General features: G+C 45.2%; 17 protein-coding genes. 14 read left to right on the top strand and 3 right to left on the bottom strand.

All coding sequences use genetic code 11. The annotated features are described in order from the left end of the window. The first annotated feature begins 25 nt into the window (after positions 1-25). From moaC to R7F67_RS10880, 9 genes are all read left to right on the top strand, one after another. The gene (moaC, locus tag R7F67_RS10920) at positions 26-505 is read left to right on the top strand and encodes a cyclic pyranopterin monophosphate synthase MoaC (RefSeq protein WP_005388936.1); all 480 of its coding nucleotides are present in this window, start codon (positions 26-28) and stop codon (positions 503-505) included. Further along, on the top strand, positions 502-759 hold the full coding sequence (moaD, locus tag R7F67_RS10915; RefSeq protein ID WP_005388938.1) for a molybdopterin synthase sulfur carrier subunit: 258 nt from the start codon (positions 502-504) through the stop codon (positions 757-759). The genes moaC and moaD overlap by 4 nt, the downstream gene beginning before the upstream one ends. Before the next feature lies 1 nt (position 760). Beyond that, positions 761-1,216, top strand: coding sequence for a molybdopterin synthase catalytic subunit MoaE (gene moaE / locus R7F67_RS10910; RefSeq protein ID WP_017821374.1), 456 nt, complete (start codon positions 761-763; stop codon positions 1,214-1,216). Between the two features lie 531 nt (positions 1,217-1,747). After that, the gene (locus tag R7F67_RS10905) at positions 1,748-3,424 is read left to right on the top strand and encodes an ABC transporter substrate-binding protein (protein WP_017633862.1); all 1,677 of its coding nucleotides are present in this window, start codon (positions 1,748-1,750) and stop codon (positions 3,422-3,424) included. Between the two features lie 128 nt (positions 3,425-3,552). After that, positions 3,553-4,473, top strand: coding sequence for an oligopeptide ABC transporter permease OppB (oppB, locus tag R7F67_RS10900; protein WP_005380786.1), 921 nt, complete (start codon positions 3,553-3,555; stop codon positions 4,471-4,473). Positions 4,474-4,488: 15 nt separating this feature from the next. Continuing rightward, positions 4,489-5,391, top strand: coding sequence for an oligopeptide ABC transporter permease OppC (gene oppC, locus R7F67_RS10895; RefSeq protein WP_017633861.1), 903 nt, complete (start codon positions 4,489-4,491; stop codon positions 5,389-5,391). Between the two features lie 27 nt (positions 5,392-5,418). Beyond that, on the top strand, positions 5,419-6,390 hold the full coding sequence (locus R7F67_RS10890; protein ID WP_005380792.1) for an ABC transporter ATP-binding protein: 972 nt from the start codon (positions 5,419-5,421) through the stop codon (positions 6,388-6,390). Then, on the top strand, positions 6,369-7,382 hold the full coding sequence (oppF, locus tag R7F67_RS10885; protein WP_315956455.1) for a murein tripeptide/oligopeptide ABC transporter ATP binding protein OppF: 1,014 nt from the start codon (positions 6,369-6,371) through the stop codon (positions 7,380-7,382). Before R7F67_RS10890 ends, oppF begins: the two co-directional genes overlap by 22 nt. 168 nt (positions 7,383-7,550) lie before the next feature. Beyond that, a complete protein-coding gene (locus tag R7F67_RS10880) occupies positions 7,551-8,498 on the top strand; it encodes a glutathione S-transferase family protein (protein ID WP_005380796.1) in 948 nt (315 codons plus the stop codon). Positions 8,499-8,612: 114 nt separating this feature from the next. Here the strand turns inward: R7F67_RS10880 and R7F67_RS10875 are convergent, their stop codons facing one another. The 3 genes from R7F67_RS10875 to R7F67_RS10865 form a co-directional block, all read right to left on the bottom strand. Next, entirely contained in the window at positions 8,613-9,035 is a 423-nt protein-coding gene (locus tag R7F67_RS10875) for a hypothetical protein (RefSeq protein WP_005380804.1), read from the bottom strand. 342 nt (positions 9,036-9,377) lie between these two features. Then, positions 9,378-11,522: a phosphate acetyltransferase gene (gene pta, locus R7F67_RS10870; protein ID WP_005380805.1), complete on the bottom strand. Its 2,145-nt coding sequence runs from the start codon at positions 11,520-11,522 to the stop codon at positions 9,378-9,380. A 136-nt stretch (positions 11,523-11,658) separates the two neighbouring features. Further along, entirely contained in the window at positions 11,659-12,855 is a 1,197-nt protein-coding gene (locus R7F67_RS10865) for an acetate kinase (protein ID WP_005380807.1), read from the bottom strand. A 346-nt stretch (positions 12,856-13,201) separates the two neighbouring features. Between R7F67_RS10865 and yfbV the strand changes: the two genes are divergently transcribed. The 5 genes from yfbV (at position 13,202) to malZ (ending at position 18,820) form a co-directional block, all read left to right on the top strand. Then, positions 13,202-13,654, top strand: a complete 453-nt coding sequence (yfbV, locus tag R7F67_RS10860; protein WP_005380809.1) for a terminus macrodomain insulation protein YfbV — start codon at positions 13,202-13,204, stop codon at positions 13,652-13,654. Between the two features lie 330 nt (positions 13,655-13,984). Next, the gene (locus R7F67_RS10855) at positions 13,985-14,950 is read left to right on the top strand and encodes an ABC transporter substrate-binding protein (protein WP_053349612.1); all 966 of its coding nucleotides are present in this window, start codon (positions 13,985-13,987) and stop codon (positions 14,948-14,950) included. A gap of 175 nt (positions 14,951-15,125) precedes the next feature. Next, positions 15,126-16,061: an ABC transporter permease gene (locus R7F67_RS10850; RefSeq protein WP_149192470.1), complete on the top strand. Its 936-nt coding sequence runs from the start codon at positions 15,126-15,128 to the stop codon at positions 16,059-16,061. Further along, positions 16,058-16,852, top strand: a complete 795-nt coding sequence (locus R7F67_RS10845; RefSeq protein ID WP_005387275.1) for an ABC transporter ATP-binding protein — start codon at positions 16,058-16,060, stop codon at positions 16,850-16,852. Before R7F67_RS10850 ends, R7F67_RS10845 begins: the two co-directional genes overlap by 4 nt. 141 nt (positions 16,853-16,993) lie before the next feature. Continuing rightward, the gene (gene malZ, locus R7F67_RS10840; RefSeq protein WP_064354186.1) at positions 16,994-18,820 is read left to right on the top strand and encodes a maltodextrin glucosidase; all 1,827 of its coding nucleotides are present in this window, start codon (positions 16,994-16,996) and stop codon (positions 18,818-18,820) included. Positions 18,821-18,910 lie beyond the last annotated feature (90 nt).

Below are 18,910 nucleotides of genomic sequence, written 5' to 3'. Positions count from 1 at the left end.
CTTTCCTAAAAGCGAAGGAAAAACAATGACCCAATTTACACATATCAATGCTTCTGGCGAAGCAAACATGGTTGACGTGTCAGCAAAAACGGAGACGGTTCGTGAAGCTCGTGCTGAAGCATTTGTTCACATGGCCCCAGAAACACTTCAACTGATTGTCTCTGGCCAGCACCATAAAGGTGATGTATTTGCGACGGCTCGTATTGCTGGTATTCAAGCTGCGAAGAAAACCTGGGATTTGATTCCACTTTGTCATCCGCTACTACTCTCTAAAGTTGAAGTTCAACTGGAAGCTATCGAAACAGAAAACAAAGTTCGCATCGAATCAGTATGTAAACTTGCGGGTAAAACTGGTGTGGAAATGGAAGCGCTCACGGCAGCTTCCGTTGCTGCTCTAACGATTTACGATATGTGTAAAGCAGTACAAAAAGACATGGTCATTGGTCAAGTTCGTCTACTAGAGAAAACGGGTGGTAAATCTGGTCACTTTAAGGTGGAATCATGATTAAAGTACTTTTCTTTGCTCAAACTCGCGAGCTGATTGGCATCGACAGTGTCGAGTTAGACGGGCCGTTTGAAACGGTTGAATCAATTCGTGCACATCTAGTGGAAGAAGGCACTAAGAAAGATGGCAAGTGGGATTTAGCGCTCGAGCCAGGAAAGCTACTTGCTGCAGTGAACCAATCCATCGTCCCTTTGGATACACAAGTAAAAGCAGGTGACGAAGTTGCGTTTTTCCCGCCGGTAACTGGGGGTTAAGATGGATTCTCGTGTATCTGTGCAAATTGAAGACTTTTCGGTTGAGCAAGAATATCAACGTCTATCTGAAGGGACGGCTGCCGGCGCTGTCGTTACATTCGTTGGTAAAGTTCGAGATATGAACCTTGGGGATAATGTCATTGGTTTACATCTAGAGCACTATCCGGGGATGACAGAGAAGAGCTTGAGCGACATTTGTGATCAAGCTGAGTCTCGCTGGCCACTATTAGGTGTACGCGTGATTCATCGCGTCGGAGACATGGATAGCGGTGATCAAATTGTATTTGTGGGCGTTTCCAGTGCGCACCGCGGCGCGGCATTTGATGCGTGCGAGTTCATCATGGATTATCTGAAAACCCAAGCTCCATTTTGGAAAAAAGAGCGTACGACGAATGAAGATCGTTGGGTTGAGTCGCGCGACACCGATCATCAAGCTGCACAGCGTTGGGAAAAATAGAACTAACCCGCATTCTAGTGAAAAAAGCTAAGTGCTAATGGTACTTAGCTTTTTTTGTATTTATCTTCATTGTATTGCTCACTTTGTTTCAATATTTCCTATCTTTTGTCTGGTGATATTCTTCACAATAAAAGTTTTTTGCCCAATATATAAACAATTATTTGTTAGACTTGATTTGTCATAAATGTTAAATGATGTGTAAATATCTAGCATAAGATGCTAGTAAATGGTTTAAACTCAGATTAATCGAAAGTTTCGCCTGTTAAATGTCGCTTCTGGTCTTTATTTGGCTGGTGAATGCTTTGGGGTTAGAGTTTACTGCTAGATATGTGTGGTTTAGTCAGCATTATTGGTTTTTTTGCTACATTTTTATGGCAAATTACTTCAATGATTGCTAATGTGTGCCGCAGTCTTTGTAAGGTTTTAGACTTTTGTGCTCAGAAAGTGCACTAAAAAAATCTAAAACTCTGACCGTTCCAGGCCCTTACAAAGAAGTCATGGATGCTAACGAAAAAATTTGGAGTTTTACGCATGTATAAGAATAAAATCACGCGCGCTTTATTTATTGGTGCTGGTCTTTCTCTCGCTCTAGCTGGTTGTGGTGAAAAGCCTGCGGAGAAACAAGCTGCTGAGCCTGCTCCGGCTCCAGCCCCTGAAGCTAAATCTGATTCTAAAGAGCCAAAACTTGCTGCTGTTCAAGAATTGGTGCGTGGTAACGGTACAGAAGTTGCGACAATAGACCCTCATAAATCTCAAGGTGTTCCAGAATCCCACGTGATTCGCGATCTTCTTGAAGGCCTTGTAAACCAAGATGCGGACGGTAACACTATCCCTGGTGTTGCAGAATCTTGGGAAACTGAAGACAACAAAACATACACTTTCCACTTACGTGAAGACGCAAAATGGTCAAACGGTGATCCTGTCACTGCAGGTGATTTCGTTTACAGCTTCCAACGCGCAGTCGATCCAGCAACCGCCTCTCCATATGCTTGGTACATGGAATACACCAAGATGAAGAACGCAAAAGACATTGTTGCGGGTAAAAAAGATAAGAGCGAGTTAGGTGTTAAAGCGGTTGACGATCACACGTTAGTGGTTGAGTTAGATACTGCAGTACCATATTTTGTAATGATGATGGGCCACACGACAGTGAAACCTGTTCATCAAGCAACTGTTGAAAAGTTCGGCGATCAATGGACGAAGCCAGAGAACTTTGTAGGTAACGGTGCTTATGTTGTTGACAACTGGGTTGTAAACGAGCGTTTGGTTCTAAAACGTAACGAACAGTACTGGGACAACGAAAACACGACGCTTGACCAGGTTACTTTCCTACCAATCGAGAACCAAGTAGCGGAAATGAACCGCTTCCTAGCGGGTGAAATCGACTTCACGAACGAGCTGCCTACAGAGCACTTCAAGCGTCTGAAGAAAGAGCACCCACAAGAAGTGTCGGTAACCGGTAACTTATGTACTTACTACTACATCTTCAATACGAAGAAAAAGCCGTTTGATGATGTTCGTGTGCGTAAAGCGATTTCTTATGCGATTGACCGTAACATTGTGACCGATGCGATTTTAGGTCAAGGTCAAAAGCCAGCTTACTTCCTAACACCTGAAATTACGGCAGGTTTCAACCCAGAAATTCCTGCATACGGCAAAATGACGCAAGAAGAGCGTAACGCAGAAGCTGCGCGTCTATTGGAAGAAGCGGGTTACGGCGCAGACAACCCTCTTGAATTTAACCTTCTATACAATACATCAGAGAACCACAAGAAACTTGCGGTTGCACTGGGTTCAATGTGGAAGAAGACACTTGGTCTAGACGTTACGCTAGAAAACCAAGAGTGGAAAACTTACCTATCTACCAAAGATTCTGGCAACTTTGAGGTTGCTCGTGCAGGTTGGTGTGGCGACTACAACGAAGCTTCATCTTTCCTAACGCTGATGATGAGTAATAACACTACTGGTGGTATTCACTACGACAGCAAAGAGTACGATGCGATCATGAACAAAGCATTTGCTTCAACTTCTGACGAAGAGCGCCAAGCACTTTACCTAGAAGCAGAGAAGTTGATGGCAAAAGATATGCCAATCGCACCTATCTACCAGTACGTGAAATCACGTCTACTATCACCGAAAGTTGGTGGCTTCCCAGTAAATAACGCGGAAGACAAGATTTACTCTAAAGATCTCTACATCACAGAGTAATTCGTAACTCGATAGAACTATAAAAATGAGGCCCTACATGTGAGAAATTGCATGTAGCGCCTATCTTTAGTCCAAAAGAATTGGACGACTTCTTTAATTTAACTGTCACAGACTGAAAGAGTGAGTTTATGCTTAAATTCATCGCAAAAAGGATATTTGAGGCGATCCCAACAATGTTGGTTTTGATCACCGTATCTTTCTTTCTTATGCGCTTTGCACCGGGAAACCCTTTCTCGACAGAGCGTCCATTGCCACCCGAAGTAATGGCAAATATCGAAGCTAAATATGGCTTGGATAAACCTGTATTTGAACAATACACCACGTATTTGACCAATGTTATCCAAGGCGATTTCGGACCGTCATTTAAATACCTTGATTACTCAGTAAACGAGCTGATCGCGGTTGCCTTACCTGTTTCGGCTAAAGTGGGCTTCATCGCCTTTATCTTTACTTTGATAATGGGGGTTACCGTCGGTACCATTGCTGCGCTCAAGCAAAATACTTGGATTGATTACACCATTATGTCGACTGCGATGCTTGGTGTCGTAATGCCATCCTTCGTATTAGCGCCTGCGCTTATCTACATATTCTCGCTTCACTGGAATATCTTCCCTGCGGGCGGTTGGCAAGATGGTAGCTGGCAGTATTTAGTGCTTCCTGTTATTGGTATGTCGCTACTGTATGTTGCTACCTTTGCTCGTATTACGCGTGGTTCGATGATCGAAACCCTAAACAGTAACTTTATTCGTACGGCACGTGCTAAAGGTCTAAGTTACCGTTATATCATTATCAAACACGCTCTTAAGCCGGCACTTCTCCCTGTTGTTTCTTACATGGGTCCAGCTTTCGTAGGTATCATCACCGGTTCCGTTGTTATCGAAACCATTTTTGGTCTGCCTGGTATTGGTAAACTATTCGTTAACGCTGCGTTTAACCGTGACTACTCGCTAGTAATGGGGGTAACCATTCTGATTGGTTTCCTATTCATTCTATTCAACGCGATTGTAGATATTTTACTTGCAATGATTGACCCGAAAATTCGCTACTAACAGGGACGTTTGGTTATGTTAACGAAAAAAGAAAACCTAGAAGCGATTGAGAAATTCTCCGAAAACTTGGAGATTGAAGGTCGCAGTCTTTGGCAAGATGCTCGTATCCGTTTCATGCGCAACAAAGCGGCGATGGTGAGCTTATTCCTTCTTGTTCTAATGACGTTGGCCGTTATTATCCTGCCAATGATCGCACCGTACACATTTGATGATACTGACTGGTACGCGATGCACGTTGCACCGAATGCTGACCATTGGTTTGGTACTGACAGCTTAGGCCGTGATTTATACGTGCGTACGCTAATTGGAGGTCGTATTTCGTTGATGGTAGGTGTTATGGGTGCATTTGTAGCGGTACTGATTGGTACGCTCTACGGCGCAGCATCTGGTTTCATCGGCGGTAAAGTTGACCGCGTAATGATGCGTATTCTAGAAATTTTATACGCGGTACCGTTTATGTTCCTGGTGATTGTACTGGTAACATTCTTCGGTCGTAACATCATGCTGATCTTCGTTGCGATTGGTGCTATCGCATGGCTAGATATGGCGCGTATCGTACGTGGTCAGACTCTTAGTCTACGTAGCAAGGAGTTTATCGAAGCGGCACATGTGTGTGGTGTAAGCAACTGGAAAATCATTACTCGTCATATCGTACCTAACGTACTGGGTATTGTAGCGGTATACTCTACGCTGCTTATCCCAAGTATGATTCTAACGGAATCATTCCTATCATTCCTTGGTCTTGGTGTTCAGGAACCAATGACAAGTTGGGGCGCTCTTCTACAAGAAGGTGCACAGACAATGGAAGTAGCAATCTGGCAGCTGGCATTCCCAGCAGTGTTCATGGTTGTGACGCTATTCTGCTTCAACTACGTTGGTGACGGCCTGCGCGATGCGCTGGATCCAAAAGACAGATAATTAAAAGATAAGATTAAGGAAGCAATGATGAGCTTATTAGATGTCAAAGATCTGCGCGTCGAATTCACCACGCAAGATGGTATCGTAACCGCAGTAAACGATTTGAACTTCTCTCTCAACCAAGGCGAAACCTTAGGTATCGTTGGAGAGTCGGGATCAGGTAAATCTCAAACCGTATTCGCAATCATGGGCCTTTTGGCTAAGAACGGTATTATTTCTGGTAGCGCAAAGTTTGAAGGCAAAGAAATCCTAAACTTACCAGAAAAAGAACTGAACAAAGTGCGTGCGGAACAGATCGCAATGATCTTCCAAGACCCAATGACATCACTGAACCCTTACATGAAAGTGAGTGATCAGTTGATGGAAGTGCTTATGCTGCACAAAGGCATGGGCAAAGCGGAAGCATTTGAAGAATCAGTACGCATGCTGGAAGCGGTAAAAATCCCTGAAGCGCGTAAGCGTATCACGATGTACCCGCATGAGTTTTCAGGCGGTATGCGTCAGCGTGTAATGATCGCGATGGCGTTGTTATGTCGTCCTAAACTGCTTATTGCCGATGAGCCAACAACAGCACTTGATGTGACGGTACAAGCACAGATCATGGACTTGTTGAATGAGCTGAAATCTGAGTTCAACACAGCGATCATCATGATCACGCACGACCTTGGTGTGGTTGCAGGTTCGTGTGACAAGGTGCTGGTGATGTATGCAGGCCGTACTATGGAGTACGGTAACGTAAACGAAATTTTCTACAATCCAAGCCATCCTTATGCGGAGGGGCTGCTGAAGGCGATTCCTCGCCTCGATACTGAGGGTGAAATTCTGCCGACCATTCCTGGTAATCCACCAAACTTGCTTCGTCTACCGCCGGGCTGCCCTTATCAAGAGCGCTGTCACCGTGTGATGGATCGTTGTAAGCGCGAGGCGCCAATTCTGACACCATTTGGTGATGGTCGTCAGCGTGCATGTTTTTCTGAATGGGAGGCTTGGAACAAATGAACGCAGTAGACAAAAAACTAATTCTGAACATTTCTGAGCTGAAAGTTCACTTCAGCATTGCCTCAAAGTCGGCATGGCCGTGGTCAAAGCCTTCGAGCCTGAAAGCGGTAGATGGCGTGAATGTTCGACTATACGAAGGGGAAACGCTTGGTGTAGTAGGTGAATCAGGTTGTGGTAAATCGACGTTTGCTCGTGCCATCATTGGTCTGGTTGAAGCTACTGACGGCCAAGTAGTGTGGTTGGGTCAAGACCTTACTAAAATGAAAAGCGTTCAGCGCCGTGAGACGCGTAAAGAAATTCAGATGATTTTCCAAGACCCATTGGCATCGCTGAATCCGCGTATGACTGTTGGTGATATCATTGCTGAACCTCTTGAGACATTCTATCCAGAACTGTCTAAGCAGGAAGTGAAAGATCGCGTTAAAGAGATGATGGCGAAAGTTGGCCTATTACCTAACGTGATTAACCGTTACCCACACGAGTTCTCGGGTGGTCAGTGTCAGCGTATCGGGATAGCGCGTGCGCTTATCCTTAAGCCTAAGATGATCATTTGTGACGAGCCAGTATCGGCGCTTGATGTATCTATTCAAGCTCAGGTGGTTAACCTACTTAAAGAGATTCAAAAAGAGTTAGGGCTTTCTCTGGTATTCATTGCGCATGACTTGTCTGTCGTTAAACACATTTCAGATCGCGTTTTAGTTATGTATTTAGGTAATGCCGTGGAACTTGGCGAGGCCGAGGCTCTGTTTGCTGATCCTAAGCACCCATATACGCGTGCGCTGATGTCTGCGGTTCCGATCCCGGACCCGGATATTGAGCGCAATAAGAAAATCCAAATGCTAGAGGGTGATCTTCCTTCACCTATCAACCCACCGTCGGGTTGTGTATTCCGCACTCGTTGCCCACAAGCAACCGAAGAGTGTGCGAAGACAAAGCCAACCATTTTAGGTAATGACGTTCACGCGGTATCTTGTTTACACGTTAGTGTATAAATTCAGCCTGTGACGGGCTTAAGCGCGACACCTTCATCGGGTCGCGCTTTTTTTTATGTGTCTGATTTATACATTCGAATTTCTTGAACATGATGTCCTAAGTTCGATGATTCTCTGTTTGATAGGAAACGCTAATATAGACACAAACAGAACGAGAGGAGAGCAATCATGGGTAAGTTGGTTGAAGGTGTTTGGCAAGATGTCTGGTATGACACAAAATCAAATGGTGGCAAATTTGTGCGCGAAGATGCCGGATTCCGTAACTGGGTTAAAAACGACCCTGATGCGGAGTTTACACCAGAGTCCGGTCGATACCATTTGTATGTCTCTCTTGCTTGTCCGTGGGCACATCGAACCCTCATTTTCCGCAAGCTGAAAGGTTTAGAACCACATATTGATGTCACGGTCGTTTGCCCTGATATGCTCAGCCAAGGTTGGCAAATGGGGCTTCCTGAGCCATTGTTTGGTCACACGCGCATGTATCAAATTTACACGCAGGCCAAACCCGATTACACGGGCCGCGTAACCGTGCCTGTACTTTGGGATAAAAAGACCAATACTATTGTGTCAAACGAGTCGTCAGAGATCATTCGCATGTTCAATTCGGAATTCAATGCGTTAACAGGGAATCACGACGACTACTATCCAGATCATCTAAAACACGTTATTGATGAGTGGAACGATTTTGTTTATCCGAATGTCAACAACGGAGTGTATCGTTGTGGCTTCGCGACTACACAAGAGGCGTATGAAGAAGCGTTTGATTCTTTGTTTAATGCGTTAGATAAAATCGATGCTCACTTAGCGACGCATCGTTACTTAGCAGGGAACACAATTACTGAGGCTGATTGGCGTTTGTTTACGACTCTTATTCGTTTTGATGCGGTGTATGTGGGGCATTTCAAGTGTAACAAGCAGCGCATCGCAGACTACGAAAATATACAAGGCTACTTAAAAGAGTTGTATCAAGTTGAAGGCGTTGAAGACACGACGGATTTCTATCACATTAAACGCCACTACTACTTCAGCCACACTGGGATTAATCCGACGCAAGTTGTACCAAAAGGGCCTGATTTAGACCTAAATACTCCTCATGGAAGAGAAAGGATTGGCTAGTTTGCTGCTTCCATCGCAAATGAAAAAGTACTTAACGGTTAGCAATGCCGTTAAGTACTTTTGTGTCATCTAAATACCGGGAGTAGGAAGTTTACTTTTTCATTCATCGCCACCTTACTTAGCGCGTACGATGTCCATCACTAGCTTTCCGTCCACTTTTACAGGACCGTCCTCTTTAGCGCCGAGCGTATACTCAAACACACCAGTCTTCATGCCACCTTTCTCTCCGTGGACCATTAACATCAGCATATCGCCTGATTCTACTGGTTCCATCAAAATTGCATTTACGTTTTCATTCTTTCCCATTTTTAACGGAGCGTAGCCGATAACAGGACCAGGCTTCATTGATTCGTCTGTTCGGTGGACAACCATCCACCCATTGTCATCAGCATGAGCCATTTCAGCGGTCACCGTTCCTCCGGACATATCTTGATCGACGCCTTTAATACTCGGGGCGGAAAAGCTGAATGAAGAAAAACTAATCAGAAACGCAGCTAAACCAAACTTTATCAGTGATGTATTGATGAAATCCTTCATATATATTCCTTAGCAGTCAATGAGTTTGTGCATTGCAGTAGCTTTTACGTATTTCCTAGCAAAAAAGTTTAGCTAAAACGTAAATAATGTCGATAAATTGAACAGGGACCGTGCTGCTTTGGAGCCAATGCATTTTGGGGAGTGGGTCAATCGGTGTAAGAACAAGCACGAGCAATGTCGATTAGGTATGGAGGGCGATAGGGAGAAAAGCTTTGTGCACCAGTAATTATAGGTTGTGCAGTGATTGGTATAAAAAATAAATAAGTGTTCTGGCCAGCAATAGAAAAAGCCCTCGACGAATCGAGGGCTTTGTATCTATATCCAACTAGATGTAAGAAGCTATTATTTAGCTTCTTGGTCTGCTTGGATAGCTGTTAGAGCGATGGTGTACACGATGTCGTCTACTAGCGCGCCACGAGACAAGTCGTTTACAGGCTTACGCATACCTTGCAGCATTGGACCGATAGATACTAGGTCAGCTGAACGTTGTACCGCTTTGTAAGTTGTGTTACCCGTGTTTAGGTCTGGGAATACAAATACTGTCGCTTTACCTGCAACTGGAGAGTTTGGTGCTTTAGAAGCAGCAACGTTTTCCATAATAGCAGCGTCGTACTGTAGAGGACCGTCAATGATAAGATCAGGACGTTTCTCTTGAGCCAGTTTTGTTGCTTCACGTACTTTATCAACGTCTGCACCCTTACCAGATTCACCAGTAGAGTAAGAGATCATTGCAACGCGTGGTTCGATACCGAATGCTGCTGCAGAGTCGGCAGATTGGATAGCGATTTCAGCAAGCTGTTCAGCAGTTGGATCTGGGTTGATTGCACAGTCACCGTAAACCAGTACTTGATCAGGCAGAAGCATGAAGAATACTGAAGATACGATAGACGCATTTGGTGCCGTCTTGATGATTTGGAACGGAGGAACGATAGTGTTCGCCGTAGTGTGAACAGCACCAGAAACTAGGCCGTCAACTTCGTCGTTCTCAAGCATCATTGTGCCTAGGAATACTGAATCTTGTAGCTTCTCACGAGCCACAACTTCAGTCATGCCTTTCGCACCGCGCAACTCAACTAGGCGAGCAACGTAGTTTTCACGAACAGCATCTGCATCGATGATGGTTACACCAGTACCTAGCTCAACGCCTTGTTGAGCCGCTACGCGACGGATTTCATCTGGGTTACCTAGAAGTACACAGTCTGCAATGCCGCGTTCAGCACAGATTGCCGCTGCTTTAACTGTGCGTGGTTCGTCACCTTCTGGAAGAACGATACGCTTACCTGCTTTACGAGCAAGTTCAGTTAGCTGGTAACGGAACGCTGGTGGGCTTAGACGACGAGACTTCTGAGTGCCTTCAGTCATAGACTCGATCCAGTTACCGTCGATGTGGCCAGCAACGTGTTCGTTGATGAACTCGATACGCTCTTTATCGTCTGCAGGTACTTCGATGCTGAAGCTCTGTAGGTTTAGAGACGTTTGCCAAGTGTTACCTTGTGCTTTGAAGATAGGTAGACCAGTGTCGAATGCTGGTTTACATAGGCCTTCGATTTCGCTAGGGATATCGTAACCGCCAGTTAGCAGTACTGCACCAATATCCACACCGTTCATTGCAGCAAGAGAAGCAGCAACGATAACATCAGGACGGTCTGCAGAAGTAACAAGTAGAGAACCCGGTTTGAAGTGCTCAATCATGTTTGGCAGAGAACGTGCACAGAAAGTGATGCTCTTGATGCGACGAGTGTTGATGTCACCTTCGTTGATGATATCTGCTTTCAGGTGTTTAGCCATGTCGATTGCACGAGTCGCAATCAGATCAATGCTCCATGGCACACAACCTAGTACACGAATTGGAGAAGTGTTGAAAATTTCCATCACTTTCAATTCGTTTTGTTTCGCGCTGTCTGCATCGTCAAAGATTTCAGATAGGTCAGGGCGAGTACGGCCAGCTTCGTCAACAGGAGCGTTTAGCTTGTTGATGATAACACCAGAGATGTTTTTGTTTTTAGTGCCGCCGAAGTTAGAACATGCTACTTCGATACGCTCTTTCAGTTGCGCAGGGTTATCTGTACCTGGAGTCGCAACTAGCACGATTTCTGCACCAAGTGTTGCCGCGATTTCCGCGTTTACTTGGTTTGCAAATGGGTGCTTACGAGTAGGTACAAGACCTTCGATTAGCGTAACGTCTGCGTCTTTGTTGATTTGGTTGTAACGTTCAACAACGGTTTCTAGCAGCTCGTCCATGTTGTCGTTACCGATTAGGCTTTCAGCAACAGACATCGCCATTGGTTCACCGATCTTCATATCGCTGTTACGACCAACGATAGTTGAAGTCAGATCTGGCTGATCACCACCTGAACGTGGCTGACAGATTGGCTTGTAGAAAGAAACTTTAACGCCTTTACGCTCCATAGCGCGAAGAACACCCATGCTAACGCTTGTTAGGCCAACGCCTGCGCTAGTAGGGATAAGCATAATAGTACGAGACATTCGTAGAGTACCTTTAGCTATTTGGGGGATAAAAGCTCAACTCTTATTCCATGAAGCTCGAAGAATAGGAGTTGAGCCCCTAAGAAATTCGTTTGAATGAAAATCTGGCTAGCCGAGTGGCTAGCCAGGAATTCAATTAAAGACCTGTCAGGCGAGCAGTGTCTTCAGCGATGACTAGCTCTTCGTTAGTAGAGATAACCATTGCAGGGATACGGCTGTTTTCAGTCGTGATAACGCCTTCGCCGCCGAAGCGAGCTTTAAGGTTAGCTTCGCTATCTACTTCGATACCGAAGATGCCAAGACGGTTTAGAACCATTTCACGGATAGGGCCAGAGTTCTCGCCGATACCGCCAGTGAAAGTGATTGCGTCTAGACGGCCTTCCATTGAAGCAGTGTAGCCAGCAACGTATTTAGCTAGACGGTGGCAGAACACGTCCATTGCGCGTGTTGCTTCTTCTTTTTGACCGTAGTTGTCTTCAACGAAACGACAGTCAGAAGTCACTTCAGTTAGACCTTGAAGACCAGACTCTTTAGTTAGCATCGTGTTGATTTGATCAACAGAGTAACCTAGAGCGTCGTGTAGGTGGAAGACGATAGCAGGGTCGATGTCGCCACAGCGAGTACCCATTACCAGACCTTCAAGTGGAGTAAGACCCATAGAAGTGTCTACAGATTGACCGTTCTTGATCGCACATACAGATGCGCCGTTACCTAGGTGACAGTTGATGATGTTTACTTCTTCAACTGGTTTGTTTAGTAGGCCTGCAACTTCACGAGTGATGAACAAGTGAGAAGTACCGTGCATGCCGTAACGACGGATACCGTGTTCTTTGTATAGGTTGTATGGAAGAGCGTATAGGTAAGACTCTTCAGGCATAGTTTGGTGGAACGCAGTGTCAAATACAGCAACGTTTTTCAGCTCTGGGAAGTTTTTCTTAGCCGCTTCGATACCGATGATGTGAGCAGGGTTATGAAGAGGTGCAAATGTTGCAGCGTCTTGAATACCTTTTAGAACTTCATCAGTAATTAGTGCAGATTGAGTGAACTGCTCGCCGCCGTGAACGATACGGTGACCGATTGCGCCTAGGTTAGCTTTAAGCTCTGGCTTAGAAGCAAGAATAGTTTCTACCATAAACGCTAGTGCTTCTTCGTGAGCTGCACCATTGCCTAGTTGAGCTTCGTGCTTGCCATCAAGTTTCCACTTGATGCGAGCTTCAGGAAGGTGAAGACACTCAGCAAGACCTGACAAGTGCTCGTCGCCGTTCTCGGCATCAACAACGGCAAATTTAAGAGAAGAACTACCGCAGTTTAAAACTAAAACTAGCTTAGACATGTATGACTACCTGTTATTCGTCTGATAAAAAATCAGTTAAAGAATGAAAAATTAATCACAAGAATAGCCGATACCCAGAAGGCTGCGTACTAATCCTGGTCAAAAATTGTTCTAATTCCATATAAAGAAATAGTGATGAACCCTTCCATCACTATGATGCGATCCGTGCAGATAGATATCTCGGAGTTGCTTAAATTGTAAATAACAGCAACAATGAGATTGAGGGTCTGCAAAGGATAGCGATAATAAGCAATGATAACAAAAAAAATTTGAAAGAATATTAACTTTCATCAATTTTTTGTACCTTCAGTTGAAATGTTCAACTATTTTTTAGTGAGAGAACGGTATGAGTAATAAAGTCGGATTGATCCATAGCCTGAAAGATGGCCAGAATTACATGGAGATCTGGCCGGTTCGTAAAGAGCTAAGCGCCATATTTCCGGAACAGCGTATCATTAAGGCGACTCGCTTTGGCATTAAAGTCATGCCAGCTGTTGCTGCGATCAGCGTACTCACTCAAATGGCATTCAACAATTACCACGCTTTACCTCAATCCATTGTTGTCGCCTTGTTTGCGATTAGCTTGCCACTTCAAGGCATTTGGTGGCTTGGGGCTCGATCCAACACGAAATTGCCGCCTTCTTTGGCCTCTTGGTATCGGGAGTTGCATCAAAAAATTGTGGAAACAGGTTTTGCATTAGAGCCTGTCAAAGCTCGCCCTCGTTACAAAGAGCTTGCGATAATACTGAACCGAGCGTTTCGCCAGCTCGATAAATCGTCATTAGAGCGTTGGTTCTAATTTAAATTGTTTGAAATGGAGTGTGCACTGGCCGCTCCATTTTTGATCCTGCCTCTATTACCTACTTTGACGGTCGTTGATGAAGCGAGCGAAGCTTTGTTTACCAAAGATTCTTTCCGGATGAAGAAGTCCCCCCGATCACAAATGTTACTTTAGTGTTAAATCTTTCTTTTCTTTACTAAGACTTAGTAGTAATAATAAAAACAAGATGCGCAAGAAGTGCACAGTTATATGAACACAACAATACCGCCTTCAAACATTTGAATTCACGAGTCGATACACATATTGAAAGCTCGTGAAACAAGGACGAAGTCACATCAAGGAGTTATGATGAAAACGAAACGTTTATTAGCCACTGCCGTTCTATCAGCTACTGCTATTTTCTCTTCTACCAATGTACTGGCCGCCACTGCAACTGTCGCAGTTTCACAGATTGTCGAACACCCGGCGTTAGACGCGACGCGCCAAGGGTTACTTGATGGTTTGAAAGCGAAAGGCTACGAAGAAGGCAAAAATCTAGAATTTGATTATAAGACCGCACAGGGTAATCCAGCGATTGCGGTGCAAATTGCCCGTCAGTACGTCGGTGAAAATCCTGATGTGTTAGTTGGCATCGCGACACCTTCGGCACAAGCCTTGGTGTCGGCTACTCGCTCTATTCCTGTTGTCTTTACTGCGGTAACAGATCCGGTTGGTGCGAAATTGGTTAAGTCGATGGAACAACCAGGCAAAAACGTAACTGGCCTGTCTGATCTTTCACCCGTTGCTCAGCATGTCGATCTCATCCAAGAAATTCTTCCTCAGGTGAAAAGCATCGGGGTTGTATTTAATCCCGGTGAAGCTAATGCCGTGACTTTAGTTGAATTACTAAAAGAAAGCGCAAAAGCAAAAGGCATACAAGTGGTTGAAGCGACCGCACTAAAAAGTGCTGATGTTCAGTCTGCGACTCAAGCGATTGCAGCGAAATCAGACATTCTTTACGCCCCAACAGACAATACAGTTGCAAGTGCGATTGAAGGAATGATTGTGGCAGCGAATCAAGCGAAGAAACCTGTATTTGGTGGCGCGACGTCGTATGTCGAAAAAGGTGCAATTGCAGGCTTAGGTTTTGACTACTACCAGGTTGGTGTACAAACCGCGGATTACGTGGCGGCGATTCTTGATGGTCAAGAACCAGGCAAGCTGGATGTAAAAGTCGCGACGGGCTCTGACCTTGTAATTAATGAAAGCGCAGCATCTAAGCTCGGTATCAAGCTGCCAAATTCTGTGGTTGAACGTGCGACAAGCATGCAATAAGTAACGCTTTTTGGGGGTTAAGCCTGTCACGTTGGTTGGTAGACGCTTGCCCCAAAATTGATACTCGCCGGATTTCTCGTGTAGAGCATTCTGCTAGAGAAGAAGGGGAGTATACGTTAGAAGTCTTAAGTTCAGGTTGGTATTAGCCAGCCTGAGCATGCAGAAAGGAGCAGTTATGTCTGCATTTGCTTTTTTTGGTGCACTCGAAATTGGCTTGATTTATGGCCTAGTCGCTCTGGGTGTGTATCTTACGTTCCGTGTTCTCGATTTCCCCGATTTGAGTGTGGATGGTAGCTTTCCAATGGGAGCGGCGGTGGCTGCAACGGCGATTGTCGCAGGTATTAATCCTTGGCTTGCGACAATAATGGCGATGATAGCTGGTAGTATGACGGGGTGGGTAACCGCTTTTCTGGCTGTTCGGTGTGGTATTTTACACCTGTTAGCTTCCATTCTTACCATGATCGCTGCATTTTCAATTAATATTCGTATTATGGGCAAACCTAATATGGCGTTGCTTGGAGAGGATACGATTCTCACTCCGTTTGAAGCATTGGGCGATGCGATGTTTATTCGCCCTCTGGTTGTTGGGGTCTTAGTTCTTCTGTCCGCTTTCTTTGTCATTCGCCTGCTGAACAGCGACTTTGGTCTTGGTTTACGAGCCACGGGTGTGAATGCGCGTATGGTTTCTGCGCAAGGGGCGAGCACTGGCTTTTATACCTACTTTGGCTTGGCTTTATCCAACGGGTTTGTGGGATTCGCAGGCGCGTTGTTTGCACAAACGAACAGCTTTGCGGATGTGACCTCTGGCGTGGGCACCATTGTCGTTGGTTTGGCAGCTGTGATTTTGGGGCAGACCCTTATTCCCGGGCGCAAGATTTGGGTTGCGGTATTTGCGGTCATCATCGGTTCGGTACTTTATCGCCTTGCAGTGGCTTTCGCTTTGAGCTCTGGCATGTTTGGTTTACAAGCTTCAGACCTCAACCTGGTTACCGCAGTATTGGTGGCTGTGGCGCTTATTGCTCCAAAGCTAAAACAGAGCATAAGAGCGAAACAACGCGTTACTGATGCTAAACAAGCGGCATCAAAAAATGGTTCTGGGGAGGCATTATGATCGAACTAAATAATATTCAGGTCACGTTCAACCCTGGGACGATTTTGGAAAATCGTGCATTGAAAGGCGTCTCTTTAGAGGTTCCAGAGCATCAATTTCTTACCGTGATTGGTTCTAATGGCGCAGGAAAATCGACGTTGCTTGGTGCGGTGACAGGTGAGACGCCGATGATAGGTGGTCAGGTTATCATTGACGGCAAAGACGTCACCAAGCAGACGGTAGCCCAACGTGCGACGCAATGTGCCCGAGTGTTTCAAGATCCATTGGCCGGGACTTGTGGCGAACTGACGATAGAAGAGAACATGGCTCTAGCGCACATGCGTGGTAAAAAACGCAGCTGGGGGTTGGCGCTCTCTACTAAACGTCGCAAGCTGTTCCAAGAGCGAATTAGCATCCTCGGTCTTGGTTTAGAAGACCGCTTGGGCGATAGCATTGGGTTGCTGTCTGGTGGGCAACGACAAGCCGTTAGCCTTGTGATGGCGACGTTATCGGAGAGTAAGCTGTTATTGCTTGATGAACACACGGCTGCGCTTGATCCTCGTATGGCGGCGTTTGTTATCGACTTAACTAAACGTATTGTCGATGAGTTCGATTTAACCGTGATGATGGTGACGCATTCGATGAAAGACGCATTAGCATGTGGCGATAGGACCGTAATGCTTCACCAAGGTGAAATTGTGCTTGATGTGGCTGGAGAGCAGCGCGCTAACATGCAAGTACCAGACTTGTTGGATATGTTCTCTAAAGTGCGTGGTGAAGAGCTTGCAGATGACAGTCTCTTGTTGAACTAAGCGGTATCCGACAAGTCACTACGCCTACTAAGTGTGATCCTCCTTGGGAAAATTGGCTGATATGTCAACTCGCAGGGAGGATTTCTTGTCTCTAATTCTTCAATAACATAGTGGCATATCCGATGACGAGGAGTGCCCATAATGAACCTGCCATTTATTTTTCATAGTCAAACTATTGATGGTTTAGCTTTTAATGACGAGCAAGTTACAGTCAGACTGAAAACCGAGACATTGGATTTTGATTCCGTCTATGTGCGTATTGAGCCGGACAACGAAGAATATCTGGTCGACATGGCTCAAGTAGGAACGGCTGGTGAATTATTACTATGGGAGGCATCGTTTCGACCAAATCAAGATCGAGATGTCACACATTATGTGTTTAAGCTCCTCAAAGACGGACAGCAATACTGGCTCGATGCACGAGGCGTACAAAAGCGTATTCCACCCAAAGAGTTCCACTTTAAGTTGAATGTAGAGCATCAACCACCAAGCTGGGTCCAAGAGCAAGTTTTCTATCAAATCTTTCCTGACCGTTTTTCTGCTAGTAAAAGTGAGTCTGATATTCGCCACGCTTATGCTCAGTATGATTCTGCATCGGTCGTCAAGGCGTGGGGAGACGCGGTAGGCTCTCACCAAAATACCGGGGCACGTGAATTCTTTGGCGGCGACCTCAAAGGTGTAGAACAAAAGTTGGACTATCTTGAACAGCTCGGCGTTACTGCGCTTTATTTCAACCCGATCTTTTCTTCACCAAGTAATCATAAATACGACACCACCGATTACTTCACTGTTGACCCTATGCTCGGCACCAACGATCAGTTTGCTGAACTGTGTGAGAAAATCCGTGGTAAGAATATGAAGATTGTCTTAGACGCGGTGTTTAACCACACGTCAGTGCATCATCCTTGGTTTGATATCCAACAAAAAGGAGAAGGAGCGTATGGCAATCCGCAGTCAAAGTTCCGTGATTACTACTTTTTCGAAGGTGAAACCAATCACTACATTGGTTGGAAAGGCATTGGTAACTTACCGGTTCTGAACTTTGAAAATGAACAGGTGCGCGACTACATCTACCAAAGTGAAGATTCTGTCATCAAGTATTGGCTGAAGCCACCGTACTTGGTTGATGGCTGGCGGTTTGATGTAATCCATATGCTTGGCGAAGGGGACGGCGCGAAAAACAATGCTCATTATGTGGCAGCGTTTCGTAATGCGACTAAGTCAGTAAACCCGAATGCTTATGTGTTAGGTGAGCACTTTTTTGAAGCAACGCAGTGGTTGCAAGGTGATCAAGAGGATGGGGCGATGAACTACTACGGTTTTGCTCATCCAGTCCGAGCTTTTATCGCACGACAAGATATTATGTACGATCCAATCAACATTGATGGTTTGGAGTTTAAAGCATGGTTGGACGAAGCCAGAGCAAAAATCCCATTTTCTAATCAGCTATCGCAGCTAAATCAACTCGATAGTCACGATACTGCTCGGTTTATCACATTGGTTGATGGTGATAAGCGTAAAATGAACATCGCGCTAGCAATGCTTATGACTTACGTTGGCACGCCTTGTATTTACTACGGGAGTGAAGTCGGTCTAGAAGGAGGGCTAGACCCGGATAATCGTCGTTGTTTTCCTTGGAATGAAATCGAAAGTTCACAATGGCTATCGCTTTACCAACAATGGATCAAGATACGTAAACAATGTAAGCCTTTACAGTCGGGCTGTATTCAATGGCTGCATTGCACTAACAACCAGTTGGCGTACGCACGTGTACTGGGTCGTGAAGCAGTCGTTGTTATGATTAATCTCAGTGGTAATGAATGTTCAATCGATTTACCTATGTGGCAACTGGGCTTGGAGGTTAGCCAAGTTATATCGTTGTTAGATGACACAGAACAGGTTGATTATAAAGGTCATATCTCTGTCAATATGTCGGCACAGAGCTGCAAATTATGGCGACTAAAGTGACACCACACTCTATATTGATTAAACTCCTTTAATATATAAACGGTCTCAAACAGCGCGCACACATTTGTTTGGTCTCTTGTTATCTGGTGC

Source organism: Vibrio sp. YT-17, from assembly GCF_033337375.1.
GTDB classification, from domain to species: Bacteria; Pseudomonadota; Gammaproteobacteria; order Enterobacterales; family Vibrionaceae; genus Vibrio; species Vibrio alginolyticus.
The sequence above is the reverse complement of the archived record's forward strand: the minus strand, read 5'-3'. Positions and strand labels throughout refer to the sequence as shown.

Coding starts and splice junctions, on each gene's coding strand:
- moaE (WP_017821374.1), top strand. CDS start 761: ATGGATTCTCGTGTATCTGTGCAAATTGAAGACTTTTCGGTTGAGCAA.
- pta (WP_005380805.1), bottom strand. CDS start 11,522: ATGTCTCGTACTATTATGCTTATCCCTACTAGCGCAGGCGTTGGCCTA.
- moaD (WP_005388938.1), top strand. CDS start 502: ATGATTAAAGTACTTTTCTTTGCTCAAACTCGCGAGCTGATTGGCATC.
- R7F67_RS10865 (WP_005380807.1), bottom strand. CDS start 12,855: ATGTCTAAGCTAGTTTTAGTTTTAAACTGCGGTAGTTCTTCTCTTAAA.
- oppC (WP_017633861.1), top strand. CDS start 4,489: ATGTTAACGAAAAAAGAAAACCTAGAAGCGATTGAGAAATTCTCCGAA.
- R7F67_RS10905 (WP_017633862.1), top strand. CDS start 1,748: ATGTATAAGAATAAAATCACGCGCGCTTTATTTATTGGTGCTGGTCTT.
- R7F67_RS10880 (WP_005380796.1), top strand. CDS start 7,551: ATGGGTAAGTTGGTTGAAGGTGTTTGGCAAGATGTCTGGTATGACACA.
- oppF (WP_315956455.1), top strand. CDS start 6,369: ATGGGAGGCTTGGAACAAATGAACGCAGTAGACAAAAAACTAATTCTG.
- yfbV (WP_005380809.1), top strand. CDS start 13,202: ATGAGTAATAAAGTCGGATTGATCCATAGCCTGAAAGATGGCCAGAAT.
- malZ (WP_064354186.1), top strand. CDS start 16,994: ATGAACCTGCCATTTATTTTTCATAGTCAAACTATTGATGGTTTAGCT.
- moaC (WP_005388936.1), top strand. CDS start 26: ATGACCCAATTTACACATATCAATGCTTCTGGCGAAGCAAACATGGTT.
- R7F67_RS10845 (WP_005387275.1), top strand. CDS start 16,058: ATGATCGAACTAAATAATATTCAGGTCACGTTCAACCCTGGGACGATT.
- R7F67_RS10850 (WP_149192470.1), top strand. CDS start 15,126: ATGTCTGCATTTGCTTTTTTTGGTGCACTCGAAATTGGCTTGATTTAT.
- R7F67_RS10875 (WP_005380804.1), bottom strand. CDS start 9,035: ATGAAGGATTTCATCAATACATCACTGATAAAGTTTGGTTTAGCTGCG.
- R7F67_RS10890 (WP_005380792.1), top strand. CDS start 5,419: ATGAGCTTATTAGATGTCAAAGATCTGCGCGTCGAATTCACCACGCAA.
- R7F67_RS10855 (WP_053349612.1), top strand. CDS start 13,985: ATGAAAACGAAACGTTTATTAGCCACTGCCGTTCTATCAGCTACTGCT.
- oppB (WP_005380786.1), top strand. CDS start 3,553: ATGCTTAAATTCATCGCAAAAAGGATATTTGAGGCGATCCCAACAATG.